At 67.8% G+C, this 15,881-nt stretch carries 11 protein-coding genes and 1 pseudogene; 6 read left to right on the forward strand and 6 right to left on the reverse strand.

Annotated features, from left to right (window positions below):
- Positions 1-13: 13 nt before the first annotated feature.
- Positions 14-355 (forward strand): hypothetical protein, encoded by a 342-nt coding sequence (locus tag ASF52_RS23005; RefSeq protein ID WP_200937407.1) that lies wholly within the window; start codon positions 14-16, stop codon positions 353-355.
- Between the two features lie 194 nt (positions 356-549).
- On the opposite strand, the gene ASF52_RS16210 is transcribed toward ASF52_RS23005, so the two are convergent.
- Genes ASF52_RS16210 through ASF52_RS16220 form a run of 3 tightly spaced genes read right to left on the reverse strand, consistent with a single transcriptional unit; the run spans position 550 to position 5,805 of the window.
- The gene (locus ASF52_RS16210) at positions 550-909 is read right to left on the reverse strand and encodes a hypothetical protein (RefSeq protein WP_056174264.1); all 360 of its coding nucleotides are present in this window, start codon (positions 907-909) and stop codon (positions 550-552) included.
- 32 nt (positions 910-941) lie between these two features.
- Positions 942-4,082 (reverse strand): efflux RND transporter permease subunit, encoded by a 3,141-nt coding sequence (locus tag ASF52_RS16215; RefSeq protein ID WP_056174266.1) that lies wholly within the window; start codon positions 4,080-4,082, stop codon positions 942-944.
- A gap of 13 nt (positions 4,083-4,095) precedes the next feature.
- Positions 4,096-5,805: an efflux RND transporter periplasmic adaptor subunit gene (locus ASF52_RS16220; protein WP_056174947.1), complete on the reverse strand. Its 1,710-nt coding sequence runs from the start codon at positions 5,803-5,805 to the stop codon at positions 4,096-4,098.
- Positions 5,806-6,597: 792 nt separating this feature from the next.
- Here ASF52_RS16220 and ASF52_RS16225 point away from each other — a divergent pair.
- Positions 6,598-6,837 (forward strand): annotated as a pseudogene (locus ASF52_RS16225) (transcriptional regulator); the annotation flags it as partial.
- A 21-nt stretch (positions 6,838-6,858) separates the two neighbouring features.
- On the opposite strand, the gene ASF52_RS16230 reads toward ASF52_RS16225, so the two are convergent.
- Positions 6,859-7,992, reverse strand: a complete 1,134-nt coding sequence (locus ASF52_RS16230; RefSeq protein ID WP_056174269.1) for an aldo/keto reductase — start codon at positions 7,990-7,992, stop codon at positions 6,859-6,861.
- A gap of 98 nt (positions 7,993-8,090) precedes the next feature.
- Here ASF52_RS16230 and ASF52_RS16235 point away from each other — a divergent pair, with 98 nt between their 5' ends.
- Positions 8,091-8,993, forward strand: coding sequence for a LysR family transcriptional regulator (locus ASF52_RS16235; protein ID WP_056174271.1), 903 nt, complete (start codon positions 8,091-8,093; stop codon positions 8,991-8,993).
- A gap of 115 nt (positions 8,994-9,108) precedes the next feature.
- On the opposite strand, the gene ASF52_RS16240 is transcribed toward ASF52_RS16235, so the two are convergent.
- Positions 9,109-9,966 carry an alpha/beta fold hydrolase gene (locus tag ASF52_RS16240; protein ID WP_056174272.1) on the reverse strand — a complete coding sequence of 286 codons (858 nt, stop codon included), beginning with the start codon at positions 9,964-9,966 and terminating at the stop codon, positions 9,109-9,111.
- A gap of 245 nt (positions 9,967-10,211) precedes the next feature.
- On the opposite strand from ASF52_RS16240, the gene ASF52_RS16245 reads away from it, so the two are divergent.
- The 3 genes from ASF52_RS16245 (at position 10,212) to ASF52_RS16255 (ending at position 14,006) form a co-directional block, all read left to right on the forward strand.
- Positions 10,212-11,180 carry a LysR family transcriptional regulator gene (locus ASF52_RS16245; RefSeq protein WP_056174274.1) on the forward strand — a complete coding sequence of 323 codons (969 nt, stop codon included), beginning with the start codon at positions 10,212-10,214 and terminating at the stop codon, positions 11,178-11,180.
- 90 nt (positions 11,181-11,270) lie between these two features.
- Positions 11,271-11,741 carry a (2Fe-2S)-binding protein gene (locus ASF52_RS16250; protein ID WP_056174276.1) on the forward strand — a complete coding sequence of 157 codons (471 nt, stop codon included), beginning with the start codon at positions 11,271-11,273 and terminating at the stop codon, positions 11,739-11,741.
- 15 nt (positions 11,742-11,756) lie between these two features.
- Positions 11,757-14,006: a xanthine dehydrogenase family protein molybdopterin-binding subunit gene (locus ASF52_RS16255; RefSeq protein ID WP_056174278.1), complete on the forward strand. Its 2,250-nt coding sequence runs from the start codon at positions 11,757-11,759 to the stop codon at positions 14,004-14,006.
- A gap of 19 nt (positions 14,007-14,025) precedes the next feature.
- Here ASF52_RS16255 and ASF52_RS16260 read toward each other — a convergent pair whose 3' ends face one another.
- Entirely contained in the window at positions 14,026-15,705 is a 1,680-nt protein-coding gene (locus tag ASF52_RS16260; RefSeq protein ID WP_056174280.1) for a methyl-accepting chemotaxis protein, read from the reverse strand.
- Positions 15,706-15,881 lie beyond the last annotated feature (176 nt).

Raw genomic sequence — 15,881 nt, forward strand, 5'->3', positions numbered from 1 at the left:
GAGGACGACTGCGATGTCCAAGCTCGAAAGAGCGGATCGGGAGACGTTGCCCGAAAAGAAAATCGCTCTGCCGGACGAGCGCAAATATCCGCTTGAGGACAGGTATCTGATCGAGGACAAGACCCACGCGCGGAACGTCAAGGCTTGTGCGGCTCAGCAGGAAAAGTGCGGCAACCTCTCGGTCGCCGGCCATAGGCGGGTCTATGCGAGGGGCGACGCGGTGCTCGGCCAAGGAGTAGCGCGGCGAGTGGCCGGCTCTCGTCTGGCCTTCCGGTGGTCATCGCAGTCGCAACAATGGGGGCGCTTCAAACCATCGTGTCGCGCGAACTCGCCATACCCGATGGCGCGGTCGTGACGGTTGGATCGATACAGGGCGGCCCCCAACAGCACATAGTTCCGAAAGAGGGCCCAACGCCCGCCCGCCATGCGTCGCTTCGTCGATGGGGTGCTTGTGTCGGTGAGACGCGTCGTCGGTGGCGGGGCGACGAGCTTCGGTACCCTGAAGCCCCCTCATCCGCAGGATTGAACGCCGTCGATGCGATCGCGCCGCTATTTCTCGAAGCGTGCCTGCAGGTTGTGGCCATGCAGCTTTGCCGACAGGGTGACTTTCGCGCCGGCCGCCAGGGGGGCCGTCAGAGGGCCTATGAGTTTGTTCGGCGCGGCTCCCTTCAGCGTCACGGTCTCGGTCTTGCCGCTCCGCAGCACGAAAGCCTTGGCCGTCAGGCCCGCCGTGTCCACGGGCCTGCCGTCTTCGTCCGAGATGAAGAAGGTCAGATCCGTGTCGGAACTGACGAACTCGATGGGGTGGCCGTCCACGACGGTGGTGGGTCCCCCGTTCGGACCGGCGGCCCGTGCGGGGAGGGAAACGGCCAGGAGCGCGGCAAAGGTCGTGGCGATGAGGGGGCGCATGAAGTTCTCGCTGTCTCGTGGAGGTGGCGGATTCAGAAGGCCTCGACCGGCTTACCCCGGGGGGCGACCGTGGAACTCCGTGCGGCATGGGCTTCGGCACGCAGGCGTTCCAGCGGCTTACGGCCGAAGGTCAGGAACAGGATCGGGGTCAGGATCGTGTCGAGCAGGGTAGCGCTGATCAGGCCGCCGAAGATCGTGACGGCGACCGGATGCAGGATTTCCTTGCCCGGCGCATCCGCACCGATGAGGAGCGGCGCCAGCGCGACCCCTGCGGAGAGCGCGGTCATGAGCACCGGCGTGAGCCGCTCAAGGCTGCCGCGGATGACGAGGTCCGGCCCGAAGGGCAGTCCCTCCTGGATCGCCAGGTTGAGCCAGTGGCTGATCTTCAGGATGCCGTTGCGCGTCGCGATACCCGTGAGGGTGATGAACCCGATCATCGAGGCGACCGACAGGGGCTGCCCGGCAATCCAGAGGGCGGCCACCGAACCGATCAGGGCGAGCGGAATGCTGCCCAGGATGATCAGCGTAAGGACGACGGAGCGATAGCGGCTGAACAGGAGCGTGAAGACCAGCGCCAGCGAGAGCAGCGAGAGCAGGCCGATGGTGCGGCTCGCCTCCGCCTGGGCCTGGAACGAGCCTTCGAGATGGGTGACGTAACCGTCGGGCAGGTTGGCGGCACCGATCTGCTCCCGGATGCCGGCAACGACCTTGCCCATGTCGGCGCCGTCCGCCGTGTTGGCCTGCACGACGATGCGGCGGCGCGCATTCTCGCGCAGGATCTGGTTCGGTCCGTCCGTCTCGCGGATATCGGCGATCTGCCGCGCCGGGACCCAGCCGGACGGGGTCTCGATGAGGAGATCGCCGAGGCGCTGGGTGGTGCGCTGCGTGTCGGACAGGCGCATCACCACGTCGAAGCGGCGATAGCCGTCGACGACCCGCGAGACGACCTGGCCGTTCGACAGGCGGCTCAGCTGCTCCACCAGGGCCGCGGGCTGCACCCCGTAGAGGGCGGCCCGGGCGTAGTCGACGCGGATTTCCAGCTGCGGGATCAGCACCTGCTTCTCGACCTGCAGGTCGGCAATGCCGGGGATGCCGGACATTCGCCGGCGCAGGTCTTCGGCGACCGTGCGAAGGGTGTCGAGGTCCTCTCCGAACACCTTGAGGGCGATCTCCGCCCGTACCCCGGAGAGCATGTGGTCGAGGCGATGCGAGATCGGTTGACCGACATTGACGTTGACCGGCAGGACCGCGAGCCGGTTGCGGATATCGGCGACGAGCTCCGACTTCGAACGGGCACCGGGCTTCAGGTCGATCTCGAGATCCGACGAATGGACGCCCTCGGCATGTTCGTCGAGCTCGGCCCGGCCGGTGCGCCGGCCAACGGAGAGCACGTCCGGAATGTCCAGGAGCATGCGTTCGGCCAGGAGCCCGACCCGGTTGCTCTCGGTGAGCGAGATGCCCGGGTTGAAGGTCATGTTGACGGTGAACGAGCCTTCGTTGAACGGAGGCAGGAAGGCCCGGGGCAGGAACGTCGCGGCAATTCCGGACAACGCCACGGCGAGGGCCGCGAGGACCATGATCGGGCGGCCGTTGCCCAAGGCCGGGCGGAGCAAAGCGGCGACGCCGCGCTTGAGACCCCGGATCAGGCCGCTCTCGTGTTCGTCGAGGCGCTTCAGCCCCGGGAGCAGGTAATAGGCCATCACGGGCGTCAGGGTGATGGAGACGACGAGGCTCGCGAGAATCGAGATGATGTAGGCTTGGCCCAGCGGCGCGAACAGACGCCCCTCGATGCCCGACAGGGCGAATAGGGGCACGAACACCAGCACGATGACCATCGTCGCGTAGACGATGCCCGAGCGCACCTCCTGCGAGGCCGAGACCACCACGTCGAACACCGAGCGCGGGTTGCCCTCGGCCCGGTTCTCCCGAAGGCGCCGGAAGATGTTCTCGACATCGACCACGGCGTCGTCGACGAGTTCGCCGATGGCGATGGCGAGTCCGCCCAGCGTCATCGTGTTGATGGACAGCCCGGCGAAGTGAAAGATCACCGCGGTGGCGAGAATCGAGACCGGGATCGCCGTGAGAGAGATCGCCGTGGTCCGGACGTTGAGCAGGAAGGCGAACAGCACCAGAGCCACCACGACGATGGCCTCCATCAGGACCGTTTCGACGTTGCGGATCGAGGTCTCGATGAAGTTCGCCTGCCGGAAGATGAGCCGGTCGGCCCGTACGCCCTTGGGCAGGGAGGCGGTGATATCCTTCAATGCGCTCTCCACGGAAGCGGTCAGCTGCACGGTGTCGACACCGGGCTGCTTCTCGACGGAGACCACGACGGCGGGGGCACCCATGTAGCCGGCGTCCCCGCGCTTCACCTTGGCGGCGAACGACACGTCGGCGACCTGGCGGAGGAAGACCGGCTTCTTCTCGACCGTCGCCACGACCATGTTGCGCAGGTCGTCGAGGTTCATCGTCCGGCTGAGGTTGCGGATGAGATATTCGCGGGCGTACTGGTCGGTGAAGCCACCGCCTGTGTTGATTCCGAACTGAGCGAGCGCCGTCTCGAGCTGGCCGTGAGTGACTCCGAGCGCTCGCAGGGCCGTTGGCTGGGGTGCGACCCGGAACTGACGTACCTCGCCGCCCATCGGGATGACTTGAGCGACACCCGGAATGGACAGGATGCGCGGCCGGATCGTGAAGTCGGCGATCTCGCGCAGCTGCATGGCCGACACGGTGTCGCCCGTCACCGCCACCATCACGATCTGCCCCATGATGGACGAGATCGGACCCATCATCGGATTGACCGTAGGCGGCAGCTGGGTCCGCGCCATCGCGAGGCGTTCCGAGACCTGCTGGCGATTGCGATAGATGTCCGTGTTCCAGTCGAACTCGACGTAGATGACCGACAGGCCGACCCCGGAGACGGAGCGGACGCGGGCGACGCCCGGAAGCCCGTTCATCTGCGTCTCCAGCGGGAAGGTGACGAGTTGCTCGACTTCCTGCGGGGCGAGGCCTTCCGCCTCGGTCATGATGGTGACGGTCGGACGGTTGAGGTCCGGGAAGACGTCGACGGGAAGCCGGATCGCGGTGAACGCGCCGTAGACGACCAGCACGGCGGCGACGGCCAGAACGACCAGGCGGTTTCGCAGGGATTGCGTGACGAGGAAGGTGAACATGGCGCCGGCTCCTTCAACGAACCTGATTGAGGAGTTCGGCGCCCTGGGTCACGATCCGCTTGCCCGGACCCACCCCCGACACCACCAGCAGGCGGGTGGCGTCGAGGGGCTCGACCTGGACCTCACGCGGCTCGAATCGCTCGGGCTGCGTGTGCTCGTAGACGATGTTCTGCCCGTTCGAGCCACGGACGACGCTGGCGCGGGGCAGCGCCAAGCCCTTCTGCTGCGTATCCGTCGCCGCCAGCACCGTCACGAACTGGCCCGTGCGCAGTTCGGCCGGCGCATTCTGAACGGCGAAGTGCATGGGCACCGCCTGACTGCGGTCGGCAAGTCCTGCGCCCATGTATTTCAGCGTCAGAACCCGGCCGTCCGCGAGGCGGGCCGTGGCGTCCTGGGTGCTCGCGAGGGCGTCGAAGCTCAGCGCTTCGACCCAGAGCCGCGCGGGATCGACGATATGGAACACCATCGCGCCCGGGCTCGCCATCTGCCCGGCGACGGCATTGGCTTCCGCGACGACGCCGGAGACCGGCGCCACCAGCGCCTCGGGCTGCTGACGGACGCCGTCGAGGGCGACGCGGCGGTCCGTCAATCCCTTCAGTTCGGCCTGCGCGTCGTCGAGCTGAACCTGTGAGACCGAGCCGCCCGGCGCCAGCTTGCGGAAGCGATCGACCCGCCGTTCCATGATGGTGATCTGCTGATCGAGTTCGCCCTGACGCTGGCGCATGTCGGAGACGTCGACCGCCTGGACCGGCGGGGTCACGGTCGCCAGCACCTCGCCCTTCTTCACCCGCGTGCCGAGACGCGGAAAGGCCTCCGAGGCCGGCGGCGACAGGCGGCCCCCGACGGACGACTGGACCACGCCGCTGCCGTTCGGATCGGCGATGATCCGACCGGGCAGCTCGGTCGTCCGGGCCAGGAGGTCGGAGGCCGTGACGATGGTCCGGACGGTCAGGATGCGCTGGGTGGGTTTGGGCACGAACACCGAGCCGTCGGGCATGCGCTGGGCCAGATCCTGGGCGCCGGCCGACGCCATGGGCATCCCGGTCGCGGCGCTCTCGCCATGGTCGTGCCCCTCATGCGCGAAGGCCGGCGGACCGAACAGCAGACCGGCTGCCAGCACGAGGATGCCGAGGGCCGGAGCGAGCCGCCGGCCTCGGACCAAGAGAGTCACCACCACGCCGAGGAGGAACCCGGCGCCGCCGATGATCATGGGGAGTGGATCGGCCTGCCCGAGGTGCTGGCGAAAATCGTGAGCCACGGCGAGCCCCGCCGCCCAGGCCGGGGTGCCTGCACCGGCCGGGGGGACCGGCGGTACGGGAACGGTCAGGGTGACGGGGAAGATGTCCGAGGCACCGTTCGTCGTGACGGTGAACGGGACATCGTACTCGCCCGGCTTCTCGCTCCAATGCGCGTCGAGGCGGTAGCTCCCATCGGCAGCGGCCGTCACCGTCGCGGTTCCCTCCGGAGTCTCCGCCGTCACCGAAGCGTCCGTCACCGGCTCGTTGGTCGACACCCGGTCGACGAACACGGTCACGGTGCCGTTTCGGGCAACCGCGACCAGCTCGAGGCCATCCGTCGATGAGGTGCCGCGGGGCGCCTGGGCGGCGGGCGCGGACTTTCCCGCATCGCCGTGGTCGTGCCCCTCATGTGCCCGGGGCGTCGCCGACCAAAGGCCGAACGTCAGAACCGCCGCCCCGAGGGCAGCCGGAAGCCGAATTGTCATCGTGTCGAAACCTTGCAGGATGGGACGGTCGCCGCGCCCCAAAGGGAGGCGGCGTCAGGCGCGTCTCACACGAAGGATCGAGGTGGTTCCGCCAGAGCCTCCAGCACCGCGCTGGGATGCGCCCGATCCGTTGCCGGCATCACGCGCCCTGACTTTCCCCAGACGCCATCCACCGTGCCGGAGGCTTGAACAGCCAGGACCGGGCAGGAACAGCAGCCCGGGCAGGTCTCCGGCGCCGCGGCTTTGCCTTCGTGCCCGGCCGCCGGAATTTCGGACGAAGCGTGGTGCCGGGTCGGGTGATCCGGATCAGCCTGTCCTAAGCCTACGGCGGATGCCGCCGCACTTGCCCCGCCCGGCGGATGGGTGTGTCCGGCATGGCCCAGGACCATACCCATCACCATGACGGCGAGAACCGCGACCCGAAGGATCGTGGTGAGCAGCCGCGAGGGGAGTGAAGGAAGGTGCATGGCGGAAGGAGGCTAGCACATCGCGTTCTTGGACACAGCTCCCGTGTCGACGGATCACGCGATGGTCGGCAGACGCCTCTTCAGAAATCCGCGTGATGCGGGTTGGAATGCGAAAGCCGATGATCGGATCGGCACCCGCGAGACCGAATTTTCGCGGACCCGCGGCCGACGCCCGGCATATGGGCTGGCCTAGCGCATCGGGGCGGCCTTGGCGGCCTCCATTTACCAGGGCCCATCGCGGTGATGCCGGCATCCGGGTTCCGTCATCGTCTTCGATCAGGAGATATGCGTCGCGGCGGGTGGCCGGACATCTTCGATCGGCCCGGGGTGCGTGGAGGCCTGCTCCGCCGTCTCCGCGGTGGGAAATCGCGTCGTTCCGCGCTCATCGCTGTCCAATCACTTCAAGGTGCTCCGCGAGGTAGGCGTGATCCGCAGCGAGCGTCACGACGTCGAGATGCGGGGTCACTCGCGCTGGCGCGAAGTCGAGGCGCGATTTCCCGGATTGCTCGCCGCCCTCATCAACGCCTACGCCGCCGAGGGGGGACCAAGCCTGACCGGCGCGTGACCGGGAACGTGCGCGATTTCGTCAGTCCCGTCGCAACGTCGCTTCGGTCGATCCCTCGACGCGGCTCCCGCCGAAGATCACCTGCTGCCGGAGCGGGGGCCGTGCCAAGCGATAGATCAGGCGCGGCTCAGCAGGCGCACTCACGGCATCGAGACCGGCGCGATGCTCGGAGGACAGCGCGAGTTCGAGGGCCGCTATATTGTCGGCGACCTGAGCCGCCCGGCCGACGCCCATCAGGGTCGAAGTGACGCCGGGCCGGCCCACGACCCAGGCCAGGGCGACCCGCGCGGGTGATTGGTCGATTTCGTTCGCCACCCGGCGCACCGCCTCGACGATCTCCCAGTTGCGAGGCGTGAACAGGCTGTCGCCGAACGGGTTGGCACCATCGAGGCGCCTGTCGTCGGCCGGACGGACTTCTCCCGCCTTCGCCGCGTCCCTGGGCAGGCCAGACCCACGCGATGACGCCGCAGCGACGGTTGCGCGATCGTATTTGCCCGTCAGGAGCCCGTAGGCGAGGGGCGACCAGGGCACCATGCCCATGCCGAACTCGGCCGCGAGGGGAATATGCTCGTCCTCGACGTCCCGGTTCACCAGGGAATAGAAGTACTGGAGCCCGATCGGCCCGGGGAGGCCACGCACGGAAGCGAGTGTCGCGAGCTTGGCTGCGTACCAGGCGGGGGTGTTCGACACGCCCCAGTGGCGGATCTTGCCCACCCGAATGAGGCCACTCATCGTCTCCAGCAGTTCCTCGGCCGGCGTGATCCCATCCCACACGTGGACCCAGTACAGGTCGATGAAATCCGTCTCGAGACGTCGTAGGGACCCATCGATCGCCGTGTGGATGTGTTTGGCTCCGCAACCCCCCGCATGCGGTCCGTTTCCCGCAGCGAATCCGAACTTGGTCGCAACGACGATTCGGTCGCGCAGGCGGCGCTCCTTGACGAAGCGACCGACCATCGCCTCGCTGGTGCCGTTCGCGTAGACGTCGGCCGTATCCACGAAATTGCCGCCCGCCTGGACATAGGCATCGAACACGGCGCGGCTGCTGTTCTCGTCGAGGCCCCATCGCGCGGTTCCGAAGGTCATGGTGCCCAGCGCCAGCGGGCTCACTGCCAGCCCCGATCGACCGAGTGCCCGGTAATGCGTCAGATCCATTTTTATGCTCCCCCGATGAAGTCACCGAGCATTAGCGCCACGTCGTGGGGGGCGATAAGCCGGATCGAACGGCATGGGTCTGTGAACGGGATGCAGCAATGCGACGCGGTGAACTCGATGATCTCGCGGCCTTCGCGGCAGTGGCGCGCACCCGCAGTTTCACCCGGGCGGCGGCCGAGATCGGGCTGTCGCCCTCCGCCCTCAGTCATGCGATGCGCGGACTGGAAACGCGTCTCGGCCTACGCTTGCTCGCACGGACGACACGCAGCGTCGCTCCGACGCCCGCGGGCGAACGATTGCTGCGCTCCCTCGGGCCGGCATTGGATGAGGTCGCGCGCGGCCTCGCGGCCCTGGCCGACTGGCGTGGTGAGCCGTCCGGCACTCTCCGATTGACCACGTTCGCCTTCGGCGCCCGAACGGTGCTCGAACCGTCCCTTCCCGGCTTTCTCCTCGCCTATCCGGCGGTCTCCGTCGAAGTGGTCGTCGATGATCGTCTCGCGGATCTCGTCGCGACGGGCTTCGACGCCGGAATTCGTTTTGGGGATTCGGTGGAGCGCGACATGGTCGCGGTCCGCGTCGGCCCGGACCTGCGCACGGTCGTGGTCGGAACACCTGCCTACTTTGCGGATCACGCCCGCCCTGCGGTCCCGTCCGACCTCGAGGCGCATCGTTGCGTCAACTACCGGCTCGTCGGCGGCGGCGGCCTCTTGCCGTGGGAGTTCACCCAAGGCGGACGCGAGGTCCGCGTGCGCGCCGGCGGACAGTTCGTCGGGAACGACGGTGCGCTGGCCGGCGCGGTGGTGCGGGCGGGCGCAGGCCTCGGCTACATGCTGGAATGCGACGTGGCCGCCGATCTCGCCTCCGGCGACCTCGTGCAGGTGCTGGACGATTACTGCCCGCCGTTTCCCGGCTGCCATCTCTACTACCCGAACCGGCAAGTGACGCCTGCCCTGCGTGCTCTGGTCGAGACACTCCGCTGGACGGGCGAAACATCCGCTTAAGCGAAGTCGGGGGGCGTGCGAACGGGGCCTGCGCGTCGGTTCGCCCCGGCAAGACGGGATCAGACGATCGTCTCCGCCGAACCACGGTACGTTTCGGCAAACGGTAACCCGGGCGTCAAATCACCCGGCGCGCGAGGAAATCCAGCATCAGCGATGCGACTTCGCGGTGGTGCGTCTCCAATGCAAAATGCCCCGTGTCGAGCAAGTGGATCTCGGCATCGGGCAGGTCGCGTCGGTAAGCCTCCGCGCCGGCAGCCAGGAAGAACGGGTCGTTGCGGCCCCAAACCGCCAGGAGCGGCGGCCTGTGGGTGCGAAAATACGCCTGGAACGCCGGGTAGAGCACGACGTTCGTGCGGTAATCCAGAATCAGATCGAGCTGGATCTCCTCCGCACCGGGGCGTCGCATGTAGTGCAGATCGAGGGTCAGACCGTCGGGACCGATGCGACCGGCCGGCGTACCGTGCTCGTACTGCATATGGATCGCTGCTTCCTCGAGGGCGGCGCGGCACGCGATGCGGTTCGCCGGGCTCGGATCCCGCCAATAGGCCTGCCAAGGTTCCCACGCCGCGCTCAGACCCTCCGCATAGGCGTTGCCGTTTTGGGTGATGATGGCGCTGATCCGTTCCGGGTGATCCATCGCCAGACGCAGACCGGTCGGCGCCCCATAGTCGAAGATGTAGAGAGCATAGCGGGTCAGCCCCAACGCAGTGACGAACCCCTCCATGATCTCGGCCAGGTGGTCGAACGTGTAGGCGAATGTGGCGCGGGACGGGGCGACCGTGTTGCCGAAGCCGGGCAGGTCTGGGGCGACGATCCGATAGCGATCGGACAGGAGCGGGATGAGATCGCGGAACATGTGACTCGCGGTTGGGAAACCGTGAAGCAGGAGCAGCACGGGTGCGTCCCCAGGGCCCGCTTCGCGGTAGAACACCTCGACGTCCCCGACTTGTTGCTTACCGTAGCGTACCGACATTCGATCCTCCTGCCTGCCGAGTTCAGGAAAAGCCCGAATGCGGCCGAGAGGGCAGGGGCGGCCCGCTACGGCGCCCATGACGAGCCCCGATCCGAACCGCTTGACCATGCTGCATCGGTTCCGTGCCCGTCCGCAGCTTCGACAGCGCCGCTGGCATCCGTGCTTTTCCTGTCGAAGAGGTAGCGTCCATCGCCTGCCGGAATAATATCGGATCTCTGCAAAGCTGTGTTTCAGGATCTGCAACGATGGATCGCCTCGATGCCATGGCGCTGTTCCTCGGCGTCGTCGACGCCGGCTCGTTCGCGCGCGCGGCCCGCCATTCGGGCGTCTCACCGGCCAGCGTGACGCGCGCGGTCGCGATGCTGGAGGAGCGCCTCGGCGATCGCCTCCTGCACCGCTCGACCCGGGGACTTCGCCTCACGGAGGTCGGCGAGCGTCAGGCCGTCGTGTACCGGAGCGTGCTGGCAGAGCTGGCGGAAGCTGAGGGAACGGCCAGGATAGCGGACCGGTTGGAAGGCAGGATCACCCTCACCGCGCCGGAGCTCTTCGGCCGTGAAAAGCTGATGCCCGTCGTCGAAGACTTCCTCGCCATGCATCCGGGCGTGGCGATGCGTGTGCTCCTGGTCAATCGCGTGGTCAACCTGACCGAGGAGGGGATCGACGCGGCCCTGCGCCTCGCGGACCTGCCCGATTCGGGCCTTACAGCGGTAGGTCTCGGCGCCATGCGCCGGCTCGTCTGTGCAGCGCCCGCCTACCTGGCTGCGCTAGGCCAACCCGCCCGTCCCGAGGATCTTCGGACGCACCGCTGTCTCGGCGCGGAGGGGACGGAGCACGAACTCTGGCACTTCACCGAGCGGAATCCCGCGCGGTCTCGTCCCATCACGGTGGCGCTGGAGCCACGTCTGGTCCTGAACAGCGCCAGGGCCTCCATCGATGCCGCGGTCCGCAGTCATGGCGTCTGCCGGGCCATGGCCTACCAGGTGGTCGAACATCTGGCGCACGGGCGCCTCGTTCCGGTACTCGCAGCGTTCGAGCCACCGCCGAATCCGGTTCACCTCGTCTTCCATCCCATCCCCCGCCGGAACGCGGCGCTGCGGGCCTTCGTCGATCACGCGGTGCCGAGGCTGAGGGCTGCGGTCGCGGCCGTTTCAATCGCCATGGAGTCGGCGCATGCCGCGCTCCACCCATCATCCGCGACCGAGGCACGATCCTGATGCGGGACCCCGTGTCCGGTTGACCGGCTCGGCGAAAGGTTGATACCCCTGCACTAGAACGGTTCCAAAAAATACAATTCGAGGCACGCCATGGCGCAACCGGTCTCCCTCCACGTCAACAGGCGCGCGGTGAGTGTGCGAGTCGACGATCCCGAGACGCCGCTGCTCTACGTGCTGCGCAACGATCTGGAACTGCACGGGCCACGCTTCGGCTGCGGGCTCGGACAATGCGGCGCCTGTACGGTGCACATCGACGGGGCGGCCGTCCGCTCCTGCATCACCCCACTCTCCAGCCTGAAACCCGGCCAGGCCATCGTCACCCTGGAAGGGCTCGGCTCGCCGGAGGGGCCGCACCCGGTGCAGGCGGCCTTCATCGCCGAGCAGGCGGCGCAATGCGGTTACTGCATCAACGGCATGGTGATGCAATCGGCGGCACTCCTGAGCCGGAACGCGAAACCGAGCGACGCCGAGATCAAGCAGGAACTCAGCGCCAACCTGTGCCGCTGCGGCACCCATGCCCGGATCGTACGCGCCGTGAAGCGCGCCGCGTCCGCGATCTGACCCGGGAGGCTGCCCATGTCCCGCATCACGACGCCCGATACGACGCTGTCCCGCCGCGCGCTGCTCCAGGGCGGCGGTGCCCTGGTGGTGAGCTTCGCGCTTCCGCCGCGAGACGCCTCGGCGCAGACACCGCCGCCGATTCCGCCCGCGCTCCCAACCAAGGGATTCGCCAAGTCCGTGGCCGGCGACGAGGTCGACGGGTTTGTCGCCATCGGCGCGGACGGCCGCGTGACGGTGTTCTCCGGCAAGGTCGATCTCGGCACCGGGGTGCGCACGGCGCTGACGCAGATGGCAGCCGAGGAACTCGACCTGCCCCTCGAGTCCGTCACGGTGATCCAGGGCGATACCGGCGTGACGCCGGACCAGGGCCCGACCTACGGCAGTCTGTCGATCCAGAACGGCGGTGCCCAGATCCGCCAGGCCGCGGCCACCGCCCGCCAAGCCCTGATCGGACTCGCGGCCGAGCGCCTCGGGGTGACCCCGGGATCGCTTCTGGTCAAGAACGGCACCATCCAGGCGAAGACGGGCGGTCCGGGCATCGCCTTCGGCGACCTCCTCAGGGAGAAGCGTTTCGCCCTCAAGGTCGACAAGGACGCCAAGCCCAAGGATCCGGCCCTCTACACCCTCGTCGGGACATCGGTGGCGCGCCTCGACCTGCCGGCCAAGATCACCGGGACCTTCACCTACATGCAGGATTTCCGGGTTCCCGGAATGGTGCACGGACGGGTGGTTCGCCCGCCCGCCATCGGGGCGACCCTGGAGGGGGTGGACGATGCCGATGCCCTTTCGCTGCCCGGCGTGATCAAGGTGGTTCGGGAGGGCAACTTCCTCGCCGTGGTGGCGGAGACCGAGTGGGGCGCCGTCAAGGCCGCCGCGGCCCTGAAGCCGCGCTGGTCGCCCTCAGCGACCCTGCCGGACCAGGCCCGGCTCTGGCAGCACGTGCGCGGCTCGAAGGTCAGCAAGGACGACGTCACGAGCAACGTCGGCGATGCCGCCGCGTCCCTGAAGGGAGCGGCCCGGGTGCTCGCGGCGACCTACGATTTCGCGATCCACACCCACGGCTCCATCGGTCCCTCCTGTTCCGTGGCGGAGTTCAAGGATGGGGCGCTCACCTGCTGGACCGCCTCGCAGATGACCCACGCCCTCCGGCGGCAGCTCGCGGCGATGACCCGGATGTCCACGGAGGACGTGCGTTGCGTCTATCTCGAAGGCTCGGGCTGCTACGGCCGAAACGGGCACGAGGATGCGGCGGCGGATGCGACGCTGCTCGCCCGTGCCGTGGGCCGGCCGGTCCGGGTGCAATGGTCGCGCGCCGACGAGCACGGCTGGGACCCCAAGGGGCCGCCGACTCTCATCGACCTCGAAGCCGGCCTCGATACGGACGGCGCGGTGGTGGCCTGGTCGTCGCAGTTCTTCGTCCCCGAAGGGGGTGCCGGCAACGTGCCGCTCGTGGCCGCCGATCTCGCCAACCTGCCGCACGAGACGGCGCTCGCACCCGGCAACATCGTTCAGAATTCGGCGATTCCCTACACGATCGCCAACGTGCGGACGGTCTGCCACCGCTTGGCCGACACGCCCCTCCGGCCGTCCTGGATCAGAACGCCGGGCCGGATGCAGAACACCTACGCCAATGAGGCCTTCCTCGACGAACTCGCCGCCGCGGCCGGCGTGGATCCGGCGGCGTATCGCCTGCGGGCGCTCAAGGACCCGCGCGGGACGGAGGTGATCGAGCGTGTGATGGCGCTGGCGAAGTGGGAGAACCGCCCGTCCCCCAAGGCCGAGCGGGACGGCGACGTCCTGCGCGGGCGCGGAATTTCCTACGTGCGCTACGAACTCTACCGGACCTATGTTGCCGGTATCGCCGAGGTGGAGGTCGAGCGCAGGACGGGAGCGATCCGGGTTCCCCGCTTCTTCGTGGTCCAGGATTGCGGGCAGATCATCAACCCGGACGGGGTGCGCAGCCAGATCGAGGGCAACGTGATTCAGACGGTCAGCCGCGTGCTCAAGGAAGAGGTGACCTTCGACCGCAGCGCGGTGACGAGCCTGGACTGGGCGAGCTATCCGATCCTCACCTTTCCCGAAATCCCCGAGGTGGTGATGGAGTTGATCGACCGACCCACCGAGAAGCCCTGGGGCGCTGGCGAGCCCTCCGCGGCCATCGTGCCGTCCGCGATCTCCAATGCGGTCTTCGACGCCACCGGTGTGCGGATGCGCTCGGTGCCGTTTTCACCGGTGAAGATGCAGGCCGGCCTGCAGGCGACCTGAGACAAACCGTGCGGGCCGGTCAGGCCGCCCGCACGGTCGCGAGGAAGTGGGCGACCTCGGCACTCAGGTGTTCGGATTGGCGCGACAGCTCGGAGGCTGCCCCGAGCACCTGACTCGCTGCGGCGCCGGTCTCCTCGGCGGCCCCGGCCACGCCCGCGATGTTGCCGGTGACTTCGCCCGTGCCCGCTGCCGCCTGAGCGACGTTGCGGACGATCTCCTGCGTTGCCGCCCCCTGCTGCTCCACCGCCGCGGCGATGGAAGTGGCGACGGTGCTGATCTCGCGGATGCGTCCGGTGATGCCGCCGATCGAGTCGACCGCCTGGCCCGTCGAGGCCTGGATCCGCAGGATCTGGCCCGAGATCTCGTTCGTCGCCTTGGCGGTCTGTTCGGCCAGGGCCTTCACTTCGGCAGCGACGACGGCGAAGCCCTTGCCGGCCGTACCCGCACGGGCTGCCTCGATGGTGGCATTGAGGGCGAGAAGGTTCGTCTGTCCGGCGATGTTCGAGATCAGCCCGACGACATCGCCGATCCGGGCGACGGCGGCGCTGAGCTCCCGCACCAGCGCACCGGCCTGATCGGCTTCGGCGACGGCGTGGCGCGCGAGGTCCGCCGAGCCGTCGACCTGCCGGCCGATCTCCTGCACCGACGAGCCGAGTTCCTCGGCCGCCGCCGCGACGGTGTTGACGTTCGTGGCGGCCTCCTCGGCCGCGGCTGCCACGGCGGAGGATTGCAGGGCGGTCTCCGCCGCCGTGCCGCTCATCGCACCCGCCGTCGCCTGCAACTCGGTCGCGGACGACGAGACCATGCCGATGACGCCGCCGACGGCCGCCTCGAACCCATCCGCCAGTTCGCGCATCGTGCGCTTGCGCTGTTCCTCGGCGGAGGCCCGCGCGAGTGCGGTCTCCTCTTCGAGCCGACGGGTGCGGATGAGGTTGTCCTTGAACACCTGGACGGCGGCGGCCATCGCACCGATCTCGCTGCGCTCGCCCGCGTTGGGCACGGCGATCGCGGTGTCGTTGTCTGCCACGCGCTTCATCACTCCGGCCATGCGCTGGACGGGCGCCGAAATCGTGAACACGGACATCCAGCCGATCGCCAGCGTGGTCAGGACGACGACCGCGAGCACCGCGGCGATCCCCAGCCGAGCACTGTCGCCGAGCGCACTCGCGATCTGGACGCTCTCCTTGCCATGGATGTCGTTGAAGTCGAGATCGGCCTTGAGGGCCGTGCGGGCGGCGTTGAGCGCCGGCAGCATCCCATCGAGAAGATAATCGGTGGCGGCCTTCATGTCGCCGGCCTGCATGCGCTGCAGGAACTCTTCGCCCATGGCCGAGTACGCCGGGACGGTCTTCTTGATCGCCTCCCAAAGCGCCTCCTCGCCGTTGCTCACATAGGCGACGTAATCCTTCAGATCGGCCTCGATGTCGGCCATGCTGGCCCGCAGGCGGGGAAGGGATTGCGGACGGCGTTCCTCGCGGGAGACGAGATAGGCGAGTTGCCGGCTCCGGAGGGTCTCGAAGTTCGTGGCCAGGCGTCCGATGATCCGTGTCGACGGGAGGGCATTGCCGCCGAGCGTAGCCGTCGCTGCCGTCAAGGCAGACAAGCGCCCGTAACAGAAGGCACCCAACCCGAGATTGAGGGCGAGCAGCAGCAGGAGAGAGCTGATCAGGCGGGTTCGAATAGATAGATTGGCGATCAACTTGATCTCTCCGACATAGTAATATTATTCGAGAGAGACTTAAGCTCAAATTCGTTAAGCGATCCCGACTGCTGTGTCAGTGTACGCCGCCCCTGCGGCCGATCGGGGCAGGAGCAGACTGAATTTACATCTTTCGGTTGTGTTCGATTCAGATTCCTAACTCGCGATCGCCACCA

This window comes from Methylobacterium sp. Leaf112, assembly GCF_001423295.1.
Taxonomy (GTDB): Bacteria; Pseudomonadota; Alphaproteobacteria; order Rhizobiales; family Beijerinckiaceae; genus Methylobacterium.

Coding starts and splice junctions, on each gene's coding strand:
- ASF52_RS16210 (WP_056174264.1), bottom strand. CDS start 909: ATGCGCCCCCTCATCGCCACGACCTTTGCCGCGCTCCTGGCCGTTTCC.
- ASF52_RS16230 (WP_056174269.1), bottom strand. CDS start 7,992: ATGGATCTGACGCATTACCGGGCACTCGGTCGATCGGGGCTGGCAGTG.
- ASF52_RS16255 (WP_056174278.1), top strand. CDS start 11,757: ATGTCCCGCATCACGACGCCCGATACGACGCTGTCCCGCCGCGCGCTG.
- ASF52_RS23005 (WP_200937407.1), top strand. CDS start 14: ATGTCCAAGCTCGAAAGAGCGGATCGGGAGACGTTGCCCGAAAAGAAA.
- ASF52_RS16250 (WP_056174276.1), top strand. CDS start 11,271: ATGGCGCAACCGGTCTCCCTCCACGTCAACAGGCGCGCGGTGAGTGTG.
- ASF52_RS16220 (WP_056174947.1), bottom strand. CDS start 5,805: ATGACAATTCGGCTTCCGGCTGCCCTCGGGGCGGCGGTTCTGACGTTC.
- ASF52_RS16240 (WP_056174272.1), bottom strand. CDS start 9,966: ATGTCGGTACGCTACGGTAAGCAACAAGTCGGGGACGTCGAGGTGTTC.
- ASF52_RS16235 (WP_056174271.1), top strand. CDS start 8,091: ATGCGACGCGGTGAACTCGATGATCTCGCGGCCTTCGCGGCAGTGGCG.
- ASF52_RS16215 (WP_056174266.1), bottom strand. CDS start 4,082: ATGTTCACCTTCCTCGTCACGCAATCCCTGCGAAACCGCCTGGTCGTT.
- ASF52_RS16245 (WP_056174274.1), top strand. CDS start 10,212: ATGGATCGCCTCGATGCCATGGCGCTGTTCCTCGGCGTCGTCGACGCC.